20 protein-coding genes and 1 tRNA gene are annotated in these 24,440 nt (G+C 68.2%); 1 reads left to right on the top strand and 20 read right to left on the bottom strand.

Features of this window, described 5'->3' with window-relative positions; all coding sequences use genetic code 11:
• Positions 1-42 precede the first annotated feature (42 nt).
• The 16 genes from QY307_01455 to uvrA form a co-directional block, all read right to left on the bottom strand.
• A tRNA-Leu gene (locus tag QY307_01455) sits at positions 43-126 on the bottom strand.
• Between the two features lie 29 nt (positions 127-155).
• Positions 156-1,238, bottom strand: a complete 1,083-nt coding sequence (locus tag QY307_01460; GenBank protein WKZ82947.1) for a dipeptide ABC transporter ATP-binding protein — start codon at positions 1,236-1,238, stop codon at positions 156-158.
• The gene (locus tag QY307_01465) at positions 1,235-2,248 is read right to left on the bottom strand and encodes an ABC transporter ATP-binding protein (GenBank protein ID WKZ82948.1); all 1,014 of its coding nucleotides are present in this window, start codon (positions 2,246-2,248) and stop codon (positions 1,235-1,237) included. The genes QY307_01460 and QY307_01465 overlap by 4 nt, the downstream gene beginning before the upstream one ends.
• A 3-nt stretch (positions 2,249-2,251) precedes the next feature.
• Positions 2,252-3,211 (bottom strand): ABC transporter permease, encoded by a 960-nt coding sequence (locus QY307_01470; protein WKZ82949.1) that lies wholly within the window; start codon positions 3,209-3,211, stop codon positions 2,252-2,254.
• Entirely contained in the window at positions 3,204-4,205 is a 1,002-nt protein-coding gene (locus tag QY307_01475; GenBank protein WKZ82950.1) for an ABC transporter permease, read from the bottom strand. The genes QY307_01470 and QY307_01475 overlap by 8 nt, the downstream gene beginning before the upstream one ends.
• Before the next feature lie 164 nt (positions 4,206-4,369).
• Positions 4,370-6,316, bottom strand: coding sequence for an ABC transporter substrate-binding protein (locus QY307_01480; protein WKZ82951.1), 1,947 nt, complete (start codon positions 6,314-6,316; stop codon positions 4,370-4,372).
• 56 nt (positions 6,317-6,372) lie between these two features.
• Positions 6,373-6,606 (bottom strand): preprotein translocase subunit SecG, encoded by a 234-nt coding sequence (gene secG, locus QY307_01485; GenBank protein WKZ82952.1) that lies wholly within the window; start codon positions 6,604-6,606, stop codon positions 6,373-6,375.
• A 98-nt stretch (positions 6,607-6,704) separates the two neighbouring features.
• Entirely contained in the window at positions 6,705-7,463 is a 759-nt protein-coding gene (gene gpmA, locus QY307_01490; GenBank protein ID WKZ82953.1) for a 2,3-diphosphoglycerate-dependent phosphoglycerate mutase, read from the bottom strand.
• Positions 7,464-7,494: 31 nt separating this feature from the next.
• Positions 7,495-8,265: a triose-phosphate isomerase gene (gene tpiA / locus QY307_01495; protein WKZ82954.1), complete on the bottom strand. Its 771-nt coding sequence runs from the start codon at positions 8,263-8,265 to the stop codon at positions 7,495-7,497.
• On the bottom strand, positions 8,255-9,436 hold the full coding sequence (locus QY307_01500) for a phosphoglycerate kinase (protein WKZ82955.1): 1,182 nt from the start codon (positions 9,434-9,436) through the stop codon (positions 8,255-8,257). The genes tpiA and QY307_01500 overlap by 11 nt, the downstream gene beginning before the upstream one ends.
• Positions 9,437-9,446: 10 nt before the next feature.
• Entirely contained in the window at positions 9,447-10,406 is a 960-nt protein-coding gene (gene yvcK, locus QY307_01505; GenBank protein WKZ82956.1) for a uridine diphosphate-N-acetylglucosamine-binding protein YvcK, read from the bottom strand.
• Entirely contained in the window at positions 10,403-11,269 is an 867-nt protein-coding gene (gene rapZ / locus QY307_01510) for an RNase adapter RapZ (GenBank protein ID WKZ82957.1), read from the bottom strand. The genes yvcK and rapZ overlap by 4 nt, the downstream gene beginning before the upstream one ends.
• Before the next feature lie 39 nt (positions 11,270-11,308).
• A complete protein-coding gene (gene uvrC / locus QY307_01515) occupies positions 11,309-13,135 on the bottom strand; it encodes an excinuclease ABC subunit UvrC (GenBank protein WKZ82958.1) in 1,827 nt (608 codons plus the stop codon).
• A 43-nt stretch (positions 13,136-13,178) separates the two neighbouring features.
• Entirely contained in the window at positions 13,179-16,037 is a 2,859-nt protein-coding gene (locus QY307_01520) for a hypothetical protein (protein WKZ82959.1), read from the bottom strand.
• Positions 16,038-16,063: 26 nt separating this feature from the next.
• Positions 16,064-16,774 carry a class I SAM-dependent methyltransferase gene (locus QY307_01525; GenBank protein ID WKZ82960.1) on the bottom strand — a complete coding sequence of 237 codons (711 nt, stop codon included), beginning with the start codon at positions 16,772-16,774 and terminating at the stop codon, positions 16,064-16,066.
• Positions 16,771-19,590 carry an excinuclease ABC subunit UvrA gene (gene uvrA, locus QY307_01530; protein WKZ82961.1) on the bottom strand — a complete coding sequence of 940 codons (2,820 nt, stop codon included), beginning with the start codon at positions 19,588-19,590 and terminating at the stop codon, positions 16,771-16,773. Before uvrA ends, QY307_01525 begins: the two co-directional genes overlap by 4 nt.
• 136 nt (positions 19,591-19,726) lie before the next feature.
• On the opposite strand from uvrA, the gene tatA reads away from it, so the two are divergent.
• Positions 19,727-19,906 carry a twin-arginine translocase TatA/TatE family subunit gene (gene tatA / locus QY307_01535; GenBank protein ID WKZ82962.1) on the top strand — a complete coding sequence of 60 codons (180 nt, stop codon included), beginning with the start codon at positions 19,727-19,729 and terminating at the stop codon, positions 19,904-19,906.
• Between the two features lie 104 nt (positions 19,907-20,010).
• Here tatA and uvrB read toward each other — a convergent pair whose 3' ends face one another.
• From uvrB to rpsA, 4 genes are read right to left on the bottom strand one after another with little or no spacing between them, the layout of a single operon-like run.
• The gene (uvrB, locus tag QY307_01540; GenBank protein ID WKZ82963.1) at positions 20,011-22,023 is read right to left on the bottom strand and encodes an excinuclease ABC subunit UvrB; all 2,013 of its coding nucleotides are present in this window, start codon (positions 22,021-22,023) and stop codon (positions 20,011-20,013) included.
• 41 nt (positions 22,024-22,064) lie between these two features.
• Positions 22,065-22,652 (bottom strand): dephospho-CoA kinase, encoded by a 588-nt coding sequence (coaE, locus tag QY307_01545; GenBank protein ID WKZ82964.1) that lies wholly within the window; start codon positions 22,650-22,652, stop codon positions 22,065-22,067.
• Positions 22,653-22,661: 9 nt separating this feature from the next.
• The gene (locus QY307_01550; GenBank protein WKZ82965.1) at positions 22,662-22,853 is read right to left on the bottom strand and encodes a hypothetical protein; all 192 of its coding nucleotides are present in this window, start codon (positions 22,851-22,853) and stop codon (positions 22,662-22,664) included.
• Positions 22,854-22,899: 46 nt separating this feature from the next.
• Positions 22,900-24,174 (bottom strand): 30S ribosomal protein S1, encoded by a 1,275-nt coding sequence (gene rpsA, locus QY307_01555; GenBank protein ID WKZ83733.1) that lies wholly within the window; start codon positions 24,172-24,174, stop codon positions 22,900-22,902.
• Positions 24,175-24,440 lie beyond the last annotated feature (266 nt).

The raw sequence follows: 24,440 nt of genomic DNA on the forward strand, positions 1-24,440 counted from the left end.
CCTCCGGGAGGTAGGACTCACCGGAGGCTCTAGTTTCTACGGTGTCGGAGAGAGGACTCGAACCTCCACGCCCTTACGGGCACTAGGCCCTCAACCTAGCGCGTCTACCAGTTCCGCCACTCCGACGTGGGGCCGGGATTGTACCCCGGCGGCGATCAGTGAACGACCTGCTTGACCTCCGGGAAGTGGCAGGCCACGTGATGTCCCGGTTCGACCTCGCGCAGCGCCGGCTCCTCGGTGGAGCACAGCGGGAACTCGGCGCGGGGGCAACGGGTGTTGAACCGGCACCCGGTTGGCGGGTTCGCCGGCGACGGGATGTCGCCCTCCAGGATGATCCGCTTCCGGCTCCGCTCCACCTGCGGATCCGGGATCGGCACCGCAGAAAGCAGGGCGTGGGTGTAGGGGTGCATCGGACGTTCGTACAGCGTGTCGCGGTCGGCGGTCTCGGCGATCTTGCCCAGGTACATCACCGCCACCCGGTCGCACACGTGGCGCACGACCGATAGGTCGTGGGCGATGAACAGGTAGGTGAGCCCGAACTCGTCCTGCAGGTCCCCCATCAGGTTCAGGACCTGCGCCTGGATGGAGACGTCCAGCGCCGACACCGGCTCGTCGAGGACCATCAATGAAGGGTTCATCGCCAGCGCCCGGGCGACGCCGATCCGCTGCCGCTGCCCTCCCGAGAACTCGTGGGGGTACCGGTTGGTGTGCTCCGGGTTGAGGCCAACCACCCGCAGCAGCTCCTTGACCCGCTCCACCCGCTCCTCTCGGGTGCCGATGCCGTGCACCACCAGCGGCTCGGCCACGATCGACGCCACGGTCATGCGGGGGTTGAGCGAGGCGTACGGGTCCTGGAACACGATCTGCATGTCGCGCCGCAGCAGGCGCAACGCCTGCTTGTTGGCGGAGGCGATGTCGATCACCTCGGTGCGATTGCCCTCCTTGCCGGCCAGCTCCGCCCGGTAGAGAACCCGACCCGAGGTCGGCTCCAGCAGGCGAAGGATGCACCGCGCCGTCGTCGACTTTCCGCAACCCGACTCCCCCACCAGGCCCAGGGTCTCGCCCTGCTTGACGTCGAATGAGACGCCCGACACCGCCTGGACGGCCCCGATCTCCTTGCGAAAGAACACCCCCTTGGTGATCGGGAAGTGCTTCACCAGGTTCTCCACGCGCAGCAACGTGTCGTCGGGAAGGCTCCCCGCCAGGCCGGCTCCCGTGTCGTTCTTCAGGTCGGTCACGAGGCCGCCTCCTCCCGCTTCACGGTCGTCAGGTCGAGATCGGGGGCGAAGTGGCATGCCGCCCAGTGGTTCTCGGATATCTCACGGGGCACCGGTGTGTCGGTGCGGCATACCTCCTGGGCGAACTCGCAGCGGGCACGGAAACGGCAGCCGCCCCCCGGGTTGATCAGCGAGGGTGGCGCCCCCTTGATCGAGTAGAGGCGCTCGGTGCGCACCTCGTCGAGACGGGTCATCGAGCCGAGCAGGCCGGCGGTGTAGGGGTGGTAGGTCTCCCCGAAGATCTCCTCGTTGGTGCCCCGCTCTGCCATCCGGCCCCCGTACATCACCTGGATGGTCTGACAGAACCCGGCGACCACGCCCAGGTCGTGGGTGATCAGCATCACCGCCGTGTTGCGCTCGTCGGTGAGCTGGAGCATCAGGTCGAGGATCTGCGCCTGAGTGGTGACGTCGAGGGCGGTGGTCGGCTCGTCGGCGATGAGCAGGGACGGGTTGCACGACAGGCCCATGGCGATCATCACCCGCTGCCTCATGCCTCCCGACAGCTGGTGCGGGTAGTCGCCCATGCGCTCCCTGGCATGGGGGATGTGGACGTCCTCCAGGCCCTGGACGGCGATCTCGAACGCCTCCTTCTTGGTCACATCCTGGTGGAGCGTGATGGTCTCGATCAGCTGGTTGCCGATGGTGTACACCGGGTTGAGGGCGGTCATCGGGTCCTGGAAGATCATGGCGATCTCCCCACCCCGCACTCCCTGCATCTCCAACTCGGTGACGTCGAGCAGGTTGCGGCCCTTGTAGATGATCTCCCCGGTGACGATCTCACCCGCCGGAGGCTCGATGAGCCGCATAACGGAGAGGGCGGTCACCGACTTCCCGGATCCCGACTCCCCCACCACTCCGAACCGCTCGCCCTCGTGGATGGTGAATGACAGCCCATCGACGGCGCGCACCACGCCCTCCTCTGTGGCGAAGTACGTGCGCAGGTTCTTGACCTCGAGCAGCGGAGCGGCCATCGGCTACCTGCGCTCCATCGTCTGGGTCGGGTCGAGGGCGTCGCGCAGTCCGTCGCCGAGGAAGTTGACCGCCAGCACGGTGATGATCAGCGCCCCGGCCGGGAACACCAGGAGCCACCAGGCATCGGCCCCGCCCACGGCGAGGGTGCCCCCCGTCGAAGCCATCTGGCCCCAGGCCGGGGTCGGCGGGCGCACCCCGAACCCGAGGAACGACAGCGCCGCCTCGATGATGATCGCCGACCCGATCACCAGGGTGGTGTTGACGATGATCGGGCTCAGGGCATTGGGGAGGATGTGGCGCACGATGATCCGCCGGTCTCGCGCCCCGGCGGCGCGGGCGGCCTCGACGAACTCCTTCTCCCTCAGCGACAGGAACTCGGCGCGCACGATTCTCGCCAGACCTCCCCAGGAGAGCAGACCGAGCAGCAGGGCTAGGGCGACCGCCTCCTTGCCCTCGAACGCCTCGCGCAGCCAGGCGGCGGCCACGATCGCTACCGGCAGCAGCGGCAGCCCGAGGACCAGGTCTACGAAGCGCATGGTGATTGTGTCCACCCAACCCCCGTAGTAACCGGAGAACGACCCCACCAGGGTTCCCAGGGTGGCCACGATCAGCCCGGTGAGCGAGGCCACGATCAGGCTGGTGCGCCCGCCATATATCACGCGAGACAACACGTCGCGGCCCAGCTCGTCGGTCCCGAACCACCACTCCGAGCGCGGGCTGAGCAGGTTGGCAATCCGTCCCGTACTGTCCTTCAGCGTGGCCAGCGGATCCTTGAGCGGCAACAGATCGGCGAAGATCACCGTGCTGGCAATGAGTAGCAGCGTGATCGCCGACACCATGGCGAGCCGGTGATTCTGGAACCGACGCCAGAACAGGCTCCACTGGGTCAGCGGCTCCGCAGAGATCCCCTCGGCGATGTCGAGGGCGGCGTAGTCGACGGCGGTTCCCTTGTTCTCAGTCATAGCGCACCCTCGGGTCGAGCCATCCGTAGGAGAGGTCGGCGATCAGGTTCATCAGCACCACCAGGAACCCGATGATCATCACCACCGCCATCACCACCGGCCAGTCGTTCTGCCCGATGGCGATGATGTACAGCCGGCCCATCCCTGGCCAGGCGAAGATGGTCTCGGTGATCACCGCCCCGCCCAGCAGCCCGGCGATGTCCAGCGACACCAGGGTGACGATCGGGATCAGGGCGTTGCGCAGGGCGTGCTTGACGATCACCGACCGCCGTCCCAGTCCCTTGGCCTTGGCGGTCCGCAGGTAGTCGCTGTGGAGCACCTCGAGCATCGACGCCCGCTGGTACCGGGAGTACACGGCTATCGAGATCAAGGCGATCGACACCGCCGGGAGGAAGAGATGCTGCACGGTGTCGCCGATCCGCGCCCCCACCGACAACTCGGCGTAGTCGGTGGAGTTCATCCCGAAGGTGTAGAAGAACTTGATTCCGGTCCACCTGGTGAGATACACGGCCAGGAGCAACTGCAACCCGATGCCGACCACGAAAATGGGCGTGGAGAAGGTGATGAAGGAGGCGGTGGTGGCCGCCTGGTCGAGGAAGGAGTACTGGCGTATCGCCTGGTATATGCCAAGCGGGATCCCGATGATCAGGGCCAGCAACAGGGCAGCCACCATCAGGCGGAGCGTGGCACCGATGCGGCTGAAGACGAGCTCCTGGACCATCTGCGGACCCTGGAAGGAGCGGCCCCATGCGGTCGGGTAGTCCCAGACCTGGACGAAGTTCTTGGCCCAGGTGAAGTACTGGTTGATCGGGGGCTGGTCGAGCCCGTAGAAGCGGGACATCTCGGCGATAGTCTCCGGCTTGATACGAGGGTTGCTCTTCAGCCGATCCAGGGGGTCGCCGCCGGTGTTCTGCATCAAGGTGAACGTGATGACGGAGAGGGCGACGATCGTCACCAACCCGTAGACGAGGCGTCGCACCACGTACTGCAGCACCGAGATTCTCCCCTTCCTGGACCCCTCACCGGGAGGAGCGGTCGCCGGAGTATAGCGAGCGACACCCTGGCCCGACCGGCTGCGGATCACGGTCGCAGCGCGAGGCCAACGGAGAGGGGGCCCGCCTTGCGGCGGGCCCCCTGCTCACTCGAATCAGGAACGGATCACTGCTCAGCCGGGCTGTACCAGAGCTCCATGTTCCAGGTGACCGCCGAACTGGTCGGGTTGTGCTTGAAGTTGCCCACCCGATCGCTCCACGCCGCACCCGGGTCGAGCCGGGCGTACAGCGGGATGAACACCGCCTGATCCGCCAGGATGTTCTCCATCTCGGCGATGTAGGCGATCAACGCCGTCTCGTCGACGGTGGAGTTCGCCAGGTCACGCAGTTCGGCAAACCGCTGCGAGTGCTCGTCCACGAGCCCGGGGCCCTGGTCGTAGTTGCCCTGGCCGGTCACGGCCGGCGAACCGTAGCGGTAGTAGTTGTAGCCAGCGGGCGGCGACTGCTCGCCATCCCACACGTCGTGCATCCCGATGAGCTCCGAGAAGCCCGGAGCACCGACCCATGCCCACTCGCCGAGGTCGAACGAACCGAAGTCCGTCGTCTCGCCGAAGAACAGGGTGCTCGGCTCGAGAGCGATCGTGAACTCGAGCGGGAAGCCGTACTGGTCCTCGGTGAGCGCGCTCACGTCGGCGAACATGCCAGAGAGCAGCTGTGCGATCTGCTCACGGGCCGCGTTGCCGGCCGTGGTCGAGAACACCGAACGCGGCGGCGTCGTCGCGCAATCCACGCCGTCCTTCGAGCAGAGCTCGTTGAGGAGGTCGGCCGCCTTCTGCGGGTCGTAGTCGTACTGCGCCCAAGAGCCCTGGGACAGAGTCGGGGAGAAGACGTCGACATAAGAGTCGATCGGCTCCACCTGGCCGGCGAGGATCTCGTCGACGAGCAACTCCTTGTTGGTCAGGTGCGCCACCGCCTGGCGGTACTCCAGGTGCTCGTTGTAGGAACCACCGTTCTTGAAGAACCGGTTCTCACCGAACTGGAAGTTCAGGTGCTCCCAGACGGCGCCCGAGAGCACCTCGACCTGGGCACCCTGCGGCGCCAGCGCCTGCAGCTCTTCGATCGTGCCGATCGAAGGCGGCGGGTTGATGATGTCGACTTCCTTCTCCTTGAAGGCGTTGACCAGGGTCGTCGAGTCCGGAACGAACTGGAACACCACGCTGTCCAGGTAGGGCAGCGTCTGACCGGTGGCCGGATCCTTGCGCCAGTAGTTCGGGTTGCGAACCACCTTGAGGAACTGACCCTTCTCGTAGGACTCAAACATGAACGGACCACCCGACAGCCACATGGTGTCGTTGTAGTCGTTCACGAAGTCGGAACCCTCGACGTCATGCTTCGGCAGGATCACCCCGAAGATGAACTCGAACTGGGTGGTCGGGGCGGCGAGGGTGTACTCGAACGTCTTCTCACCAGGAGTGGTGGAGATGATGTCCTCGTACACCGTCTTGGCGATCGGCAGGTCCTCGTCCATGATCATCTCGTACGTGAACTGGAAGTCGTCACCCGTGATCGAGGTGCCGTCCGCCCACATCGCCTCGGGGACGATGTTGTACCTGACGGTCATGGTGCAGTCTGCGTTCACCGTCACGCCGCCGTTGGCCACGGTCGGCAGCTCGGTGACCAGCACCGGAATCCGCTCCAGGGTGAACCCGTCGACGGTCGCAACGCCGGTCCAGTAGGCGTTGCCCACGATGGACACGATGAAGTTGTTACCGCCCGGGATGAACGTGTTCAGCGTCGGGGGCTCCTGCTCGTTGGCGTAGATCACCTCGCCGCCGTACTGGATCTCGGGATCCGTCGGCTCCGGATAGGTCACCTCGGTGGCCATCTCCGAAGTCGGGGCCGGCGACGGCTCGCAGGCCGGCCCGGCCTCGGTCGTGGTGGTCGTCTCACCAGCCGTGGTCGTGGTCTCCTCCGCGGCCTTGGTGGTCGTGGTCTCGGCTGCTGCAGTGGTGGTCGTGCCGGCGTCGTCGTCGCCACAGGCGACGACCACCAGCGCGAATGCCAGCAGCAGGCCCAGCCACGCCACACCCCGGCGTTGCTTGTTGTGCTTCAAAGCGCTCTCCTCCTTGTTGGTTCGCCCGGAAACGGGCCATCGTCCCCCGAAGGGCTTCATTCGAGCACCCACGCCAGGGCGAGGGTGGTGAAGGCGAAAAGGACGGCCACGGTCACCGTGATCCGGTTGAGGTTGCGCTCCGCCAGGGTGGAGCCTTGCACTCCACCCAGCGGGCCCATGCCCCCACCGAACGCCTCCGAGATCCCGCCACGGCCGGCGTGCAACAGCACGAGACCGATCAAGGTCAACGAGAGGACGAGGTGAAACGCGATGGCAATCGCCGCGATCAAATGGCTCCCTTTCCAAACGCGCAGCCCGCGTCTCGGCGGACCGCAGCCGCAAGTATGAATGAGCGGACCCCCCGCCGCAAGTCGTTCGGGGTGGTCTCTCAGGAAGTAGGAGAGACCCGGGCCTGGGCCGCCACCTCTGCAGTGGCGGCGACGACGGCGGCGGGATCGCCCAGATACCTCGACTCCTCGGGGCGCAGCCGCCCGTCCAGTCGATACACCAGCGGGATCCCGGTGGGGATGTTCAGGCCGGAGATCTCATCGTCTGAGATCCCGTCGAGATGCTTGACGAGGGCGCGCAGGCTGTTGCCGTGGGCCGACACCAGGACCACCTCCCCGCCGAGGAGGTCGGGCACCAGCCGGTCGTGCCAGTAAGGGAGGAGGCGCTCGACCACCTGCTTCAGGCTCTCCGACGCAGGCAGCAGGTCGGGTGCCAGGGCGGCGTAGCGCTCGTCGTGGGAGGGATGCCCGGGATCGTCCTCGGGCAGCGGAGGCGGGGCGACTTCGTAGGAGCGCCGCCAGGTGTGCACCTGCTCCTCTCCGTGCTGTGCCGCCGTCTCCTTCTTGTTCAGCCCCTGAAGCGCCCCGTAGTGACGCTCGTTGAGGCGCCAATGGAGGTGGACCGGGATCCAGAGCCGGTCGAGCGCCTCGAGGGTGAGGTGCAGCGTTGTGATGGCCCTGCTGAGCACAGAGGTGTGGGCCACCGTCGGCTCCAGCTCGGCGGCGGCGATCAGCCCCCCTGCGGTGGCGGCCTCCCGGCGGCCCCGCTCGGTGAGCCCGACATCGGTCCAGCCGGTGAAGCGCCCGTCCCGGTTCCACTCGCTCTCTCCGTGGCGGAGCAGGATCAGCAGGCGGCTCATGGCCGACAAGGTACCAGGGGCGGATCGAGCCTCACCGGCGGTAGCGGATGATCGATGCGAACTGGTCGGGGTCGAGCGAGGCGCCCCCCACCAGTGCCCCGTCGATGTCGCGCTTGGCCATGAACCCGGCGATGTTGCCGCCGTTGACCGAGCCGCCGTACAAGATGCGTAGCGACTCGGCGGCGTCGGCGCCGTGGATCGCCGAGACCACCTCCCGCAGATGCCGGCATGCGGCTCCGGCGACGTCGGGATCTGCGGTGCGGCCGGTCCCGATCGCCCACACCGGCTCGTACGCCACCACCATGCTCGCCACCGACTCGGGTGACATCCGGCGCAGCACCACCTCCAGCTGCCCTCCGATCACCGCCTCCGTCTCCCCGGCTTCCCGCTGGTCGAGCGACTCGCCCACGGCAACGATGGGGGTCATCCCGGCGGCGTGCACAGCCACTGCCTTCCGGGCAACGGTTGCGTCTTCCTCTCCGAACATGGCGCGCCGCTCGGAGTGACCGACGATGACGAAACGCACCCCCAGGCTCTTCAGCATCCCGGGCGACACCTCACCGGTGTAGGCCCCCGCCTCCTGCCAGTGGACGTCCTGGGCGCCGAGGCGGATCGGCACGTGATCCGACTCGATCACCGTCTGCGCCGAGCGCAGGGCGGTGAACGGCGGGCAGACCACCACCTCGACCTTCTCGTAGTCCTCCGGCTCCAGCCGGTACGACAGCTTCTGCACCATCTGGATCGTCTCCAGATGGGTGGCGTTCATCTTCCAGTTGCCTGCGATCAGATCCTTACGAGCCATCGTCCCTCCGCAACACCTCGACGCCGGGCAGCGACCCGCTCTCGATCAGCTCCAACCCGGCTCCACCGCCGGTGGAGAGGTGCGACACCGCCCGGTCGAGGCCCAGGCCGCGCAGGGCGGCCACGCTGTCGCCCCCGCCCACCACCGAGTAGGCGCCCGAGCCGGCGACCGCCTCGGCGATCGCCCTGGTGCCGGCGGCGAACGGCTCCCACTCGAACACCCCCATCGGCCCGTTCCAGAAGATCGTGTCCGAGCCGGCGAGGATGGCGGCGAACCGGCGGGCCGTCTCGGGACCGATGTCGAGCCCGAACCGACCATCGGGGATGGCGGTGGCGGGCACCACGCGATGGGCGGCGTCGGTGGCGAAGCGGTCCGCCACCACGATGTCGACCGGCAGGATCAGGCGAGAACCGTGTGCGGAGTCGAGCACGTCGCGCACCTCGGAGACCAGGTCGGGCTCCACCAGGGACTCCCCCACCCGGTATCCCTCGGCAGAGAGCACCGTGAAGCACATGGCTCCCCCGACCAGCATCACGTCGACCTTGGGAAGCAGCGCCCGGATCACCCCCAGCTTGTCCGACACCTTGGCGCCGCCCAGGACCACCACGAACGGCCGGTCCGGCGACCCGAGTATCCGCTCGAAGGCCTCGACCTCGGCGATGAGCAGTGGCCCGGCAACCGAGGGAAGCCTTTCGGCCACGCCGACGGTCGAGGCGTGGGCCCGATGTGCCGAACCGAAGGCGTCCATGACGAACAGGTCGGCGAGGCCGGCGAGCCGGTCGGCCAGCTCCGGGTCGTTGACGGTCTCCCCCGATTCGAATCGGGTGTTCTCCAACAGCACCACCTCGTCGCCGATCGCCTCGACCGCTGCTGCGGCGCCGGGCCCGGCGACGTCGGGTGCGACCGTCACCGTCAGGCCGCTCAACTCCGACAGGCGCCTCCCCACGGGGGCCAGCGAGAACGCCGGATCGGCACCCTTGGGCCGGCCCAGGTGGCTGCACAGGACGACCCGCCCCCCATCCCTTCGGATCCGATGCACCGTGGGCAGGGCGGCGAGAAGCCGGAAGTCGTCGGCGACCTCCCCCTCGGCGAGGGGAACGTTGAGGTCGGCTCGCACCAGCACCGTGCGGCCCGCCACGTCGATGTCGTCGAGAGTGGGAAGCGGTTTCACCGGCGAGAGGTCACGCTAGCCGCCGGAGCAAGGCGCCCAGGCGGGCCGGATCGTGGGCGGGCCACTCGGTGTCGGCCCGGGCGAGGTCGGCACGCTCCACGGCGAACCCGGATTCGTCCCCCGCCTCGACCCTGGCGAGGCCCGACGGCACCTCGAGCGGGCCGTCGTGCACAACCACGACGTCGGGCAGCCGCAGGCCTCCCACCCGACAGAGGGCCGTCACGTGATCCTCGGCGCTCATCCCCAGGGTCTCGCCGTCCTGGGTCGTGAGGTTGCACACGTAGACCAGCCGGGCCGCCGCCTGGTTGACCGCTTCGACGATGCCGGGGACCCGCAGCCCGGCGATCAGCGAGGTGAACAGGCTGCCGGGCCCGATCACGATCTGATCGGCGGCGGCGATGGCGCCCAGGGCGGCGGGGGTGGCGACGGCGGTGTCGGGCAGCACGCGAACCAGGCCGATGCGGCCCCGGGAGGTGGCCACGGCCACCTGGCCCCGCACCACCACCCCGTCGACCTCGGCCTCGAGCGTGAGCGGGATCGGAGCCGTTGGTATCACCTGGCCGCGCGCGCCCAACAGGCGCCCGGCCGCTCCCACCGCGTCCTCGAAACCTCCGGTGATCTCGGTGAGGGTGGCGATGAGCAGGTTCCCCATCGAGTGCCCGGCGACGTCGCCGGACTCGAACCGGAACTCCATCAGGTCGCGCCACAGCGAGGGCTCCGGGGACAGCGCCAGGAGGGCACGCCGGATGTCCCCCATGGGCGGGAGGTCGAGTCCGGTCGCCAGGCGGCCCGACGATCCGCCGTCATCGGCGACGCTGACCACGGCGCTCACCGAGCCGGCGTAGTCGAGGATCGCCTCCAGTGCCACGGCCAGCCCGTGCCCACCGCCCAGGGCGGTGACCCGGAGCCCCTCGAACCCCGCCTCGAGTTCGGCCAGGTCGGTCTCGGTGAGCAGGTCGGTTCCGATCATCGTTCCAGGTCCCGATGCCGCCGGGTCACCTCGCCGAATCCCAGGCCCTGTAGACGGCGCGCCAGCTCCTCCACGATCGCCACCGAGCGATGCCTCCCCCCGGTGCAACCGATCCCGATCGCCAGGTACGCCTTCCCCTCCACCTCGTAGCGGGGGATCAGGAAGGAGAGCATCTCCGTCGCCAGGTCCAGGAACCGCCGGGCGTCGCCCGGGTCGAGCACATAGCGCGCCACCGGTTCGTCGAGCCCGGTGAGAGGGCGCAGCGACTGGTCCCAGTGAGGGTTGGGAAGGAAGCGGACGTCGAGGAGGAGGTCGAGCACCCGGGGCACTCCGTGCTTGAACCCGAACGAGGTGAGCGACACCCGCATGGGACGCGGCTCGCTGCTCCCTGCGAAAGCCTCCTCCACCGCTTGCCGAAGGCCATGGACGGTGCGATCGGAGGTGTCGACGATCACATCGGCGCGCTCGCGCAGCACGGCGAGTGCCTCCCGCTCGGCGGCGATCGACTCGGTGACCGTCGCCCCCGCCACCGGATGCGGGCGGCGGCTCTCCTCGAACCGGGTGGCGAGCACCTCGTCGTCGGCGTCCAGGAAGAGGAGCGTCGTGGGAACCCCGTCGGCGGCGATGCGCCGCATCACCTCGTCGAGCTCGCCGAAGTCGAGGCCGCCTCGCGTGTCGACCACCACCGCCAGGCGATGCCGCTCCCCCTCCCCCAGGTCGGCCCTTCCGACCACCTCGGCGATGAGGTCGGCGGGGAGGTTGTCGATCACGAAGAAGCCCAGATCCTCCAGGACCTTGGAGGCATGGGACCGGCCCGCCCCCGACATCCCCGTGATGATGACCAAGTGTGGACGGCGCCTCATGGTCGCTCCGGCGTACTCGACTGCACCCGAACCAGCATCTCAGCCTCCTGTGAGGACACGGCGCAACTCACCGGCCACGGCTCGGGGCACCACAGCCGCCAGCTCGTCGATGTTCGCCTCCCCCATCCGCCGCAGCGAGCCGAAGGCCTTGAGCAGCGCCCGCTTGCGGGCCGGTCCGATTCCGGGAACCTGATCGAGCACGGAGTCAACCATACGACGACCACGCAGGGTCCGGTGGTATCCCACGGCGAACCGGTGGGCCTCGTCGCGGATCTGCTGCAAGAGATGCAGAGCCTGGCTGCCCCGACGGATTCGGACCGGGTCCGGACGCCCCGGCAGCCACACCTCCTCCATGCGCTTGGCCAGGCCGGCCACGGGCACTTCGATGCCGAGTCGCTCCACGACGCTCGCCGCCCGGCTCACCTGCCCCACGCCGCCGTCGACCAACACCAACGATGGCGGGTAGGCGAACCGCCCCCGCTCCCCCACAGGCCGCTCCCGTTCGGCGAGCAGGGCGCCAAACCGCCTGGTGAGGATCTCCTCCATAGAGGCGAAGTCGTCCTGCCCTGCCACGGAACGAACCTCGAAGCGCCTGTAGTCGGAGGGACGGGGCAGCCCGTCCTCCATCACCACCATCGAGCCCACCGTGTGTCGCCCCTGGATCGTGGAGATGTCGAACGCCTCGATGCGCAGAGGCGGCTCGGGGAGGCCAAGCTCCTCCTGGAGGCTGCGCAGTGCACGTGCCCGGGCGCCGTGGTCGGAGGCGCGCCGCAGGCGGTGACGGGAGAACTCCTCGCGGGCGTTGACGCGCGCCGTGACCATGAGCCGGGCCTTGGCACCGCGCTCCGGCACCCGTACCCCCACCCTCGAACCGCGCCGCCGGGAGAGCCACGCGGTCCACACTTCCACGTCTTCCGGGAGCTCCTGGACCAGGACGTGCGATGGTGGGCGCTCCTCCCCGTACACCTCACGCAGCAGGTTCCCGATCAGTTGGGGTGTGGTCAGGTCCTCCACCTTGTCGACGACGCTGGTGGCCCGTCCCGTGACCCGGCCGTTGCGGACCGAGAGCACCACCAGCACCGCCTCCAGGTCGTCCTCCTCGATGGCGATCAGGTCGAAGTCCTCCCGTCGCGGAGATGCAACCTCCTGGCGCTCCAGGGCCCGTTCCACGGCGGCGAGGCGATCCCGAATCCGTGCCGCCTTCTCGTACTCCATCGCCTCCGATGCGCTTGCCATCTCGGAGCGCAGCTCGGCCACCACTCCGTCGCTGCGACCGGAGAGGAAGTCGGACAGCCCCTCGACATGGCGTCGGTACTCGTCGGCGCTCACCTTGCCGACACACGGTCCGCTGCAGCGCTCGATGTCGAACAGCAGGCACGGCCTTCCCAGGGCCGAGTGCCGCTTGAACTTCCCGTTGGAGCAGGTCCGAACCGGGAAGGTCCGCAGCACCAGATCGAGGGTCTGGCGGATGGCGTAGGCGTGGGCGTAGGGCCCGAAATGGCGGTTTCCGGGACGACGCCGGCCCCGCATCACGGTGGCCCGCGGCCACTCCTCGCTCGTCGTGATCGCCAGGTACGGGTACGACTTGTCGTCGCGCAGCCTCACGTTGAATCGAGGCCGGTACTTCTGGATGAGGGTGTGCTCGAGGATCAGGGCCTCGACCTCGTTGTCGGCGACGATGGTCTCCACGGACTCGGCGGCCTCGACCAGGGCCCGGGTGCGAGGCGGAGCGTCGACGCCGAAATGCCCTGCGACCCGCTTGCGCAGCGACTTGGCCTTGCCCACGTAGAGCACCGCCCCGGCGGCGTCACGGAACATGTAGGCGCCAGGGGCGTCGGGCAGCTCCGCGGGGGGAGGACGGCGCACCCGCCGAGTCTACGAGCGGTGGGCCGTCAGCAGAAGGCGGCGCTCACAGGCCCCAGTAGTACTCGGGGATGCAGTAGATCGCCAGCATGTACCCCAGCCAGGGCAGCAGGCACCAGGGCACCAGCCAGCACGACTTGCGATGGATCAGCTCCCACTCGTAGCCGTGATCGACGTACCACCAGCCGAGGAACGGGAAGAAGAACACCGGGAACCACCATCCCCACCACGGTGTCAGCCAGCCGACCCAGTAGACCACCCATCCGAAGTAGATGAACGCCAGGCCCCACATCCACGGCTGCCACCACGGGCGGCGCACCGCCCGGTACCACAGGTACAGCCCCGCCCAGGGGAGCCAGAAGACGGGGAAGAGCAGGCCCCACTCGGGAGCCCCTACCACGTACATGGCGACTGCGGCACCCACCAGGTGCCCGCCCACCCAGTACCACATCCACGGCCGCCACCAGGTCCTATGCCGTGCCCACCACCAGGCGCCCCAGGGGACGATCACGAACCAGGGCAGCAACGCCCACCACCACCAGTTGGGACGGAAGAACCACAGCCCGGCGAGCAGGAAGGGGACCCACAGCCAGCACACCACGAACCATGGCAGCCAGCAGGTCCACCACTCCTCCTCCTTGTAGTGGTTGAACACCACGCACAGGAGGCTCAGGGCGAAGAAGAGAAGGATGACGAAGCACCACCAGGGTCCCCAGAGCGGGATCCACCAGGCGAAGAACGGGATGAAGGCGAAGGGCAGGATCCAGCACCACTTGGGGCCGTGGATCTCACGCCACGAATATCCGTGGGACACGAACCACCAGCCGAGGAACGGGAAGAACACGACCGGGAGCCACCAGGCCCACCACGGGGTCAGCCAGCCGACCCAGTAGAAGGTCCAGACCACGTATCCGAGGCCGAGGAACCACATCCAGGGTTGCCACCAGGGCCGCCGCCGGGCCCGGTACCAGAACCAGAACCCGACCCAGGGCATCCAGAACAGCGGGAAGAGCAATCCCCACTCGGGCGAGCCGACCAGGATCATCCCCAAGGCGAGGGCCACCAGGTAGGCACCCACCAGGTACAGGTACCAGGGCCGCCACCAGGTGCGGCGGCGGGCCCACCACCAGGCGTATCCGCCGACCACCGGGAACCAGGCGAGGAGGGGCACCCACCACCAGGCGGGCACCCACCACCACACCCCGGCCAGCAGGAACGGCACCCAGATGAAGATGACGATGAACCAGAAGATCCAGCAGGTCCACCACTCGTAGGTCTTCAGCCACAGGTAGAGCACGCAGATGAGGAACGCCACGAAGAGGATCAGGATCGTCCAGCACCACCAGCAGGGGTCGGTGGTGGTCTCCGGGGTGAACCGCTCCCGGGTGCGGGTTCCGGTCGTGGCGGCGGGAACCGTCGTGGTGGTCGTGCTGGTGACGCTGGCGACCGGCTGCGAGGTCTCGGTCGTCGCCGGCTGAGTGGTCGTGGTCTCCTCGACCACCGTGGGCGGCGGCTCCAGCTCTTCGCCGGTGGTGCAGTCGTACACGGGGTGGTTGCCGTCGTGACTGGCCGGATCGTCGGTCGGGACCACGTCCTCCGGCTGGATGGTCACCACCTGCGAGGTGTACTGGAACTGGCCGTCCTCGGTGGCCTGGAAGCCGCCGTCGAGCGAGATCTGGAACGGGTTGCCGTCGTACTCGAACGGCGTGCCGAACAGGATCGACCCATCGGAGAGGATGAACGCCGAGGCCCCTTCGAACGGTCCATCGGCACCGGAGCCGAACACCTCCGACTCCCCGGCGTGGGTCTGGAATCCGACGTACCGAGACGGATAGGGAGCGTCGGGACCGTCGAACAGTCCGACCTGGAGGTAGTCGCTCCAGTATCCGACCGGTGGCATGCCACCCCAGGGAGTGGCCGTGCTCACGCGGAACCACAGTGTCCCGTCGCCCTTGTTGACGAAGGGGGTCACCCCGGTCGGGTCGAACTCCCCGGGCAGACCGGGGACGAAGGTGCGCGGATGCGACGGCCAGAACGAGTCCTGGCCCAGGGGCACGCCCGGAGCCGTGATCACGGCGTCGCCGGCGCCCGAACCCCAGCGATGATCTCCGGCGTAACGCACCCCGATCGTCGGTGGCGGGAACCCGGGGACGAGGGCACTGGTTAGGGCGACCCCGATGATGATCACCGCCCCGTACACCAGGAAGAACCCGTTCAGTTCCTGGGGAAGCACCTGCCCCCCGTTGAACAGGTAGAAAGCCAGCCTCCACGGGTCGGGTCCGTAGGTCAGGCTCATCACGAACGAGGCCAGGTTCCAGGTGTCGTCGGGGAACTGGCTGAGGGCGATCCACTGCGCCAGGCCGGCTATCAGCAGCGGGAAGTCCCACTGGGAGTAGACCATGTCTCCGCTGCCGGTGGTGGGCTGGCGGAACCCGCTCACCGATCCCGGCATCGGGATCTCGTCGCCGAGCACCACCGTGGCCACGGCATAGGGCTGGTTGAGCATGGGACCGCCGGCGGTGCCGCCGACCACCATGCCGTCGCCCTCGGTCACCCCGTCGCCGATGTCGGGCAGGGTGTCCGGGTCCTGCCACATGACGTAGTTGAGCCCGACGGCGGTGGGAACCGTCCACGGGGCGTCATCGGCCGAGATGGTCGCCGGCTTGGAGGCGTCGCCTCCCCGCCCGAAGCGAGAGGTGTCGTCACCGACCGGGTTCAGCGTGGTGGCGAACTGCTCCGCCTGGTCCGCGGAGAGGTTGAGCTGGCCCTCGAGGAGATCGACGAGCTGGGTGGTGTCACCGGCTGCGGTCTGGTACCCGGAGGCGATCGCCGGCGTTGGTGGCAGCAGCACCGCCACCAGCATCGTGGCCAGGATCAACACCGAGATCCGGGGCTTGCCCCTCACACGCCTCCCCACGCGACGGCCCGAGGCTAGCGAACCTCTTCGTCCGATGTCGGGTGCACTCGGCGCCATCTGCCGCCCAGGAGCCTCGGGATGCCGACCTGGGCAGCGAGGATGGAATCGCCGCCGGCGAGCACCGGCCGCTCCTCGAGGGTCTCGAGACACCACCCGGTGGCGGCGAACGACGAGAGCAGCGAACCGACCGGGCGGTGATGGAAGCGGACCCGGCGCCCTCCGGCCGGTTCGTCGCTGTGGCCGGGCGCCAGGTAGGCGCCCCATCGCCACGAGACCTCACCATCTTCGGGGTCGATCAGCGGACCCGAGGCGGGGGCGGTGAACACCGGATGGTTGAGCACCACCGCCAGCCACCCGCCCGGGGCCACCACCCGGGCGACCTCGGCCAGGACCGGCTTCGGGTCGTGGAGGTGCTCCAGGACCAGGACCAGGTAGGCGCCGGAGAAGGTGCTGTCACCGAAGGGGAGAGACTCAAGGTCGGCCACCGCCACCAAGCCCCCGTCCGATGCCCGAGCGGCCAGGTCACGGGATCGATCCACGCCGACGGTCTCCCCGAACCTGCCGAGAAGGCGACCATCACCGCAGCCGCCGTCGAGAAGGATCCCGGTCGCCTTCTGCGGGATCAGGGATGCCAGCAGCGGATCGACGTCCTCCCGGTAGGCGGGATCGTCGGCGACCTCCTCGACCCACCAGGCGGCGAGGTCGCCGTCCCAGGCATCGCTCACAGCAGGTCGCGCAGGAACTTGCCGGTGTAGGACTCGGGCACCTCGGCGACCTGTTCGGGGGTACCGGCCGCCACCATCCGGCCCCCCTCCTCGCCTCCCTCGGGGCCGAGATCGAGGATCCAGTCGGCACACTTGATCACATCGAGGTTGTGCTCGATGACCAGCACGGTGTTGCCCGTGTCGACCAGGCGCTGCAGCACGCCGAGCAACTTGTGCACGTCCTCGAAGTGCAGACCGGTGGTCGGCTCGTCGAGGATGTAGAAGGTGGATCCGGTGGAGCGCTTTCCCAACTCCGAGGCAAGCTTGACCCGCTGTGCCTCACCTCCCGAGAGCGTCGGGGCCGGCTGCCCCAGACGGACGTAACCCAGCCCGACGTCGTACAGGGTCTGGAGCACCCGGGCGATCGGGGGCTGATTCTCGAAGAACTCCAGGGCCTCGGTGACCGACATGTCGAGGACGTCGGCGATGGAATGCCCCCGCCACAGGATCTCGAGGGTCTCCCGGTTGTAACGCTTCCCCTTGCACTGGTCACATGTGATGTACACGTCGGGCAGGAAGTGCATCTCGATCTTGATGGTGCCGTCGCCCTTGCAGGACTCGCAGCGGCCCCCGGCCACGTTGAACGAGAACCGGCCCGGCTTGTAGCCGCGACTGCGTGCCTCGGGCACCGACGAAAACAGAGTGCGGATGCGATCGAACACCTTGGTGTAGGTGGCGGGATTGGAACGAGGCGTGCGCCCGATCGGGGACTGGTCGATGTCGATCGCCTTGTCGATCTGGCCGATGCCCTCGACCCGGCGATGGCGCCCCGGCAGCTCACGCGATCCGTAGAGCTCGAAGCGCAGCGCCTTGGCCAGGATCTCCTCGACCAGGGTCGACTTGCCGCTCCCCGAGACCCCGGTCACCGCCACCAACAGGCCGAGCGGGATCTCCACATCGAGGTCGCACAGGTTGTTCTCCGACGCCCCGACGATCGTAAGGAGGCGATCACCGGGAGGGCGCCGGGCTTCGGGAACGGCGATCGAGCGCCGCCCGGCCAGGTAGTCGCCGGTGATCGAGGCCGGCTCGGAGGCGACGTCTGCCACCGTCCCCTCGGCGACGATCTGGCCGCCGTGCTCGCCGGCGCCGGGGCCGATGTCGACGATGTGGTCGGCGACGCGGATCGTCTCCTCGTCGTGCTCGACCACGATCACCGTGTTGCCGAGATCGCGCAACCTCACCAGGGTCTCGATGAGGCGCTGGTTGTCGCGCTGATGGAGGCCGATCGACGGCTCGTCGAGGATGTAGAGCACCCCCACCAGCCCGGAGCCGATCTGGGTGGCGAGACGGATCCGCTGCGCCTCGCCGCCGGCCAGGGTCGCCGCTCCCCGGCCCAGGGTGAGGTAGTCGAGACCGACGTCGAGGAGAAAGGCGAGGCGCGAGGTGATCTCCTTCAAGGCGGCGGCGGCGATCGCCTGTTCCCGGTCGGTCAGTTCCAGGGAGGCGAAGAAGGCGTGGCAGGCACGCAGCGAGAAGGAAGACACCTGGTGGATGTTGCGGTCGCCGACGGTCACCGCCAGCGACGCCGGATTGAGGCGGGCGCCATCGCAGGCCTCACAGGGGACCAGCCGCATGTACTGCTCGAACATCTCCCGGGCGCCATCGCTGTCGGCTCCCTCATGACGCCTGGTCAGCCAGGGAATGAGGCCCTCATATGCCGTCTGATAGCGGCGCGGTCGACCGAACCGGTTGACGTACTGGACGGTCACCGGATCCTCGCCGGCCCCCTCGAGGACTATCTTGCGGGCCTCGTCGGAGAGATCACGAAACGGCGTGTCCATGTCGAAGCCGTGGCGAGCGGCCACACCTTCGAGGACCCGGGTGAAGTAGGACGAGCGATGTCGCCCGACCCAGGGGACGATCGCACCCTCTGCCAGGGAGCGCTCGTCGTCTGGCACCGCCAGCCGCCAATCGACCTGGAAGCGAGTGCCCAGGCCGTTGCAGGAGCGGCAGGCGCCGTACGGCGAGTTGAAGGAGAAGTTCCTGGGCTGCAACTCCTCGAAAGAGATCCCGCAGTGGTCGCAGGCGAGGTGTTGCGAGAAGTCGGTGGCCGGCCCGCCTTCGACCTCGACGGTGGCGGTGCCTTCGGCGAGCCGCAGGGCGGTCTCCATCGAGTCGGTGAGCCGGCGGCGGATCGACTCCTTGGCCACCAGGCGGTCGACCACGACCTCGATGGTGTGCTGGAAGTAGCGGTCTAGCCGGATGTCCTCGGTGAGGTCGCGGACCTCGCCGTCGATACGGGCCCGGGAGAAGCCTTCGAGGGCGAGTTCCTTGAGCATGCCCTCGTACTCACCCTTCCGGCCCCGCACCACCGGAGCCAGCACCTGGAACCGGGTGCCCTCTTCGAGGCGCATGATCTGGTCGACGATCTGCTGCGGGGTCTGGCGGGCGACGGGCCGGCCGCACTGGGGGCAGTGGGGGATGCCGATCCGGGCGTACAGCAGACGCAGGTAGTCGTGGATCTCGGTGACCGTCCCCACCGTCGATCGGGGGTTGCGGCTGGCCGTCTTCTGGTCGATCGAGATGGCCGGCGAGAGGCCGTCGATGGAGTCGACATCGGGCTTCTCCATCTGGCCGAGGAACTGGCGGGCGTAGGCGGAGAGGCTCTCTACGTACCGCCGCTGCCCCTCGGCGTAGATGGTGTCGAACGCCAGGGAGGACTTGCCCGACCCGGACAGCCCGGTGAACACCACCAGGCGCCCGCGTGGGATCTCGAGGGTGATGTTCTTCAGGTTGTGCTCGCGCGCACCCCTGATGACGATGGAGTCCTGCGGCATGCCCGTCCCCTGAGGCGAGGGCGGCGATTGTAACGGACCCCCGAGAGTGAATCTCAGGCGTGGGATTCCGCCGGGCGGCATTCCGGTGGGTCGTGGTGCCCTACACTCCGAGGACAGCCAAGAGAGGGACCGTCACATGTTCCGTCAGATCGGAGCCGGGGAGATCATCCTCATCCTCGCCGTCCTCCTGTTGCTGTTCGGCGCCAAGAAGCTGCCCGAACTGGCACGATCCCTCGGGAAGTCGGCCCGTGAGCTGCGCCGCGGCCTCAAGGACGACGAGGACGCCGAGCCGACCGCCGACGACACCAAGTCCTGACGCCCGGACCGCCGGGTGCTCGGCTGGAGGCCCCCAGGCCTTGGTCGTGTGGTTTCCCCTCCGGCCCTCCGCGCCACCTCCCCGGGGAGGGAGCCTCGCCGGGCTCAGCCGGTGGCTCGCGAGACCTCCCGCAGCTCCCGCTTGAGCTCGTCCACCTCATCGCGCAGTCGTGCCGCGTACTCGAAACGCAGCTCGGCGGCCGCCTCCCGCATCTCCTCCTCCAGACTCCGGATGAGCCGACCCAGGTCGTCCACCGGCAGGTCGAGCTCGGGGCGTCGACCCAGCTCGCGACGCCTCCGCTCCACCGCGGGCGCTTCCTTGGTCTGGATCAGCTCGAGGATGTCGGAGACCTTCTTGCGGATGGTCTGTGGGTCGATCCCGTGCTCGGTGTTCCATGCCACCTGCCGGGCACGGCGTCGGTTGGTCTCGTCTATGGCGCGCCGCATCGAGTCGGTGACGGCGTCGGCGTACATCACCACCTGGCCGTCGACATTGCGCGCCGCCCGGCCGATCGTCTGGATGAGCGACGTCTGTGACCGCAAGAACCCCTCCTTGTCGGCGTCGAGGATGGCGACCATCCCCACCTCGGGAAGGTCGAGGCCCTCGCGCAGCAGATTGATCCCGACCAGGACGTCGTACTCCCCCAGTCTCAGATCGCGCAGGATCTGCACCCGCTCCAGGGTGTCGACGTCGGAGTGCAGGTAGCGAGCCTTCACCCCCACCTCGAGGAGGTAATCGGAGAGATCCTCCGCCATCTTCTTGGTGAGCGTCGTGACCAGGACCCGCTGGTCATGCTCGGTACGGGCGCGGATCTCCTCGAGCAGGTCGTCGATCTGGCCCTTGGTCGGCCGCACCACGACCTCGGGATCGACGAGGCCGGTGGGTCGGATGATCTGTTCGACGATCGTGTCCGAGTTCTCCCGCTCCCACGGCCCGGGGGTGGCGGACAGGAAAACCGCCTGGCGGGTTCGCGCCAGCCACTCGTCGAAGCGCAGCGGACGGTTGTCCATCGCCGACGGCAGGCGGAAGCCGTGCTCCACCAGGACCGTCTTGCGACTGCGGTCGCCCTCGAACTGCCCGTGCAGCTGCGGGATCGTCACGTGGCTCTCGTCGAGGACCATCAAGAAGTCGTCGGGGAAGTAGTCGAGCAGGGTGTACGGCGGCTCCCCCGGCGCCCTGCCGTCGAGATGGCGGGCGTAGTTCTCGATCCCGTTGCAGTAACCGAGCTCGCGCAGCATCTCGAGGTCGTAGGCGGTCCGCATTCGCAGCCTCTGGGCCTCGAGCAGCTTGCCGGCCTCCTCGAGGTCCGCCAGCCTGTCCGCCAGCTCGACCTCGATGGAGGCGATCGCCTGCAGGCGACGCTCCTCGGTGGCGACGTAGTGGCTCGCCGGGTACACCCACAGCTCGCTCGGCTCACCCAGCACCTCCCCCGTGACCGGGTTCAGCTGCAGGATGCGCTCGACCTCGTCACCGAAGTACTCGACTCGAAACGTGGTCTCCTCGTAGGCGGGCATCACCTCCAAGGTGTCGCCCTTCACCCGGAAGCGGCCCCGGATCAGGTTCACCTCGTTGCGCTCGTACTGGATGTCGACCAGGCGGCGCACCGCGTCCTCGAGGGGGTACTCGACCCCCCGCACCAGGCGCAACAGTTGCCCTTCGTACTGCTCGGGCGAGCCCAGCCCGTAGATCGCAGAGACCGAGGCCACGATCACCACGTCGCGCCTGGTGAGCAGGGCGGCGGTGGCGCTGTGTCGCAGGCGATCGATCTCGTCGTTGACCGAGGAGTCCTTCTCGATGTAGGTGTCGCTCTGCGGGATGTACGCCTCGGGCTGGTAGTAGTCGTAGTAGGACACGAAGTACTCGACCCGGTTCTCCGGAAAGAACTGGCGAAACTCGTTGGCGAGCTGGGCGGCGAGGGCCTTGTTCGGCGCCAACACCAGAGTCGGCCGTTGGATCTTCTCGATCAGCCAGGCGACGGTGGCCGACTTCCCCGACCCGGTGATGCCCAACAGCGTCTGGAAGCGCTCACCCGATTCGACACCTCGTGCCAGGGCGGCGATGGCCTCCGGCTGGTCACCGGCAGGCTCGAAGTCGGAGACGACGCGAAAGGGGGGCACGGCGTGAGGATATCGGCAGGGGGCGACAACCAGGGACCGACTCAGTCGACGGCGGTCACCGCCTCATCCCAGACCCGGCGGCACTGCTCCTCGAGAGCCGCGAGGTCGCCCGAGTTGTCGATCACCCACTTCGCAAGTGCCAGCCACTCCCCTCGCTCCGGCTGGTTGGCCATCACCTTGCGCACCAGTGCCTCGGTCATCCCTCCCCGGCCGGCGGCCCGGTGCAGGCGAACATCGTCGGGAGCGTCGACCACCACCCAAGGCCAGCCCCGACCGGGAAGATCGACCGGGATCGGAACCTCCACGACCACCACTCGATCGGAGTGAGTCGCCTCTTCGTGCAGGATGGCGGTCCGAATCAGCGGATGGGTGATGCTCTCGAGCGCCCTCAGAGCGGCCGGGTCGGCGAACACGATCTCGCCCAGGAGGCGCCGATCGACGGCGCCGCCGGCGTCTGCAACCTCGGGCCACGCCTCCAGCACCCGTGCCGCCCCCGGAGTTCCCGGCGCGATGACCTCGTGACCTTTCAGGTCGGCCGAGACGACGACGGCTCCAAGTGCCGCAAAGCATGCGGCAGCGGTCGACTTCCCGCTTCCGATACCGCCACCGAGAAGGAGCCGGTCGGCCACCGGCGCAGGCTAACCGGCAGAGCCGGCCGAGTCGGGATAGGAGACGAAGGTGCCGCCCTCGACGTTTGTCCACTGCCAGGCGAGACCGCCACGCCAATGGATCGAGACCGGCTGCTCGTCGGTCGGCTCTTCGGAGGCCTCCCCGGCGTCGACCGAATGCTCGCCAGGATGATCTGCTGGCGGGTGGGCTCCTCGCTTCATCGGCCGACCATCGGCAGACGGGCAGGAACCCTTGAGCCGGAGGCGGCTACTTGCGGCCGATCCCCCGCTGCTTGAGCTCCTCCAGGATCGCCTCGAGCGAGGCGTCGGCGTTGAACGAAGGCTCCGGCGGCTTCTCCTCTTCCCGCTCGAACTCCTGGACCCGCTTGCGCTTGCCGCCGCCGGCACCGGCGGCAGGGCGAGCCTCGTCGTCCTGCCACTGGCTCCGGTTCTGCCACTCGGGAAGCGCCTGCTTGATGGAGAGGCTGATCCGCCGACGCTCTCCGTCGATCTCGGTGATCTTGACCTTGACCGGCTGTTCGACCGAGAGCTCCAGCTCGGGGCTGTCGACGTGATGCATCGCGATCTCCGAGACGTGGACCAGGCCCTCGACTCCGTCCGCAACCGAGACAAACGCCCCGAACGGAACCGTCTTGGTGACCGTCCCATCGACGACGTCGCCCACGCCGTGGGCCCCGCTGAACGACTCCCAGGGATCCTCGCGGGTCTGCCGGATGGAGAGCGAGATCCGCTCCCGATCCAGGTCGACCTCGAGCACCTTGACCTGAACCTTGTCGCCCACCTGGACCATCTCGCCGGGATGGCTCACGTGCTGCCATGAGAGCTCCGACACGTGCACCAGGCCGTCCATTCCGCCCAGGTCGACGAAGGCGCCGAAGTTGACAACCGACGAGACGACGCCGTCACGGATCTCGCCGGCCTTCAGGTCGTCGAGGAAGGCCTGGCGCTGCTCGGCCTGCTCCTCCTCGAGGAAGGCCCGCCGGGAGAGCACCACGTTGTTGCGGTTCTTGTCGAGCTCGATCACCTTGGCCTCGAGCGACTCCCCGATGTAGGGGTGCAGGTCTCGCACACGCCGCAGCTCCACCAACGAAGCGGGGAGGAAGCCGCGCAGGCCGATGTCGACGATGAGCCCTCCCTTGACCACCTCGATCACCTGGCCGGTGACCGTGCCCCCCTGGTTCATCACCTCTTCGATGCGACCCCAGGCGCGCTCGTACTGGGCCCGCTTCTTCGACAGGATCAACCGGCCCTCGGAGTCTTCCATGGTGAGCACCAGCGCCTCGATCTGCTCGCCCACCTTGACCAGCTCGGCGGGGTTGACCGCGTTGCGGATCGACAGCTCCTTGGCGGGGATGATCCCCTCCGACTTGAACCCGATGTCCACCAGGACCTCGTCGGGATCCACCCGGACGACGGTCCCCACCACCAGGGTGCCCTCCTTGAGCTCGACCACGGTCTGCTCGACGGCGGCGGCGAAGTCCTCGGCGGTGAGATCGTTGGCCACGTCGCCCAGGGCGCGCATGGCGGCTGCAGGATCTGCCACGTACGGCCCGGGTCGGGCCGAAGGGCTCGCCGGGGCGGGTTCGGGCGCAGCCTGCTCCTCCTCCGAAGAGGGCTCGGTCGCCGCTGCGACCTCCACCGGCTCTGGCGCCTGGTCCGGCTCGGGAGATGGTTCGGTCGCCGCTGCGACCTCCTCCGGGTCGGCGGTCTGCTCCGCCTCTGGAGAAGGCTCGGACGCGGCGGCGGGCTCGGCCACCGTTTCGTCCGATTCGGGAGCGGCTGCCACCT

The sequence above is a fragment of the Acidimicrobiia bacterium genome (assembly GCA_030584185.1).
GTDB lineage: Bacteria > Actinomycetota > Acidimicrobiia > Spongiisociales > UBA11373.

Excerpts from the sequence above, each read along its gene's own strand:
- QY307_01465 (WKZ82948.1), bottom strand. The coding sequence starts at position 2,248 with ATGGCCGCTCCGCTGCTCGAGGTCAAGAACCTGCGCACGTACTTCGCC.
- QY307_01470 (WKZ82949.1), bottom strand. The coding sequence starts at position 3,211 with ATGACTGAGAACAAGGGAACCGCCGTCGACTACGCCGCCCTCGACATC.
- gpmA (WKZ82953.1), bottom strand. The coding sequence starts at position 7,463 with ATGAGCCGCCTGCTGATCCTGCTCCGCCACGGAGAGAGCGAGTGGAAC.
- tpiA (WKZ82954.1), bottom strand. The coding sequence starts at position 8,265 with ATGGCTCGTAAGGATCTGATCGCAGGCAACTGGAAGATGAACGCCACC.
- yvcK (WKZ82956.1), bottom strand. The coding sequence starts at position 10,406 with ATGATCGGAACCGACCTGCTCACCGAGACCGACCTGGCCGAACTCGAG.
- rapZ (WKZ82957.1), bottom strand. The coding sequence starts at position 11,269 with ATGAGGCGCCGTCCACACTTGGTCATCATCACGGGGATGTCGGGGGCG.
- uvrA (WKZ82961.1), bottom strand. The coding sequence starts at position 19,590 with ATGCCGCAGGACTCCATCGTCATCAGGGGTGCGCGCGAGCACAACCTG.
- tatA (WKZ82962.1), top strand. The coding sequence starts at position 19,727 with ATGTTCCGTCAGATCGGAGCCGGGGAGATCATCCTCATCCTCGCCGTC.
- QY307_01550 (WKZ82965.1), bottom strand. The coding sequence starts at position 22,853 with ATGAAGCGAGGAGCCCACCCGCCAGCAGATCATCCTGGCGAGCATTCG.
- rpsA (WKZ83733.1), bottom strand. The coding sequence starts at position 24,174 with ATGCGCGCCCTGGGCGACGTGGCCAACGATCTCACCGCCGAGGACTTC.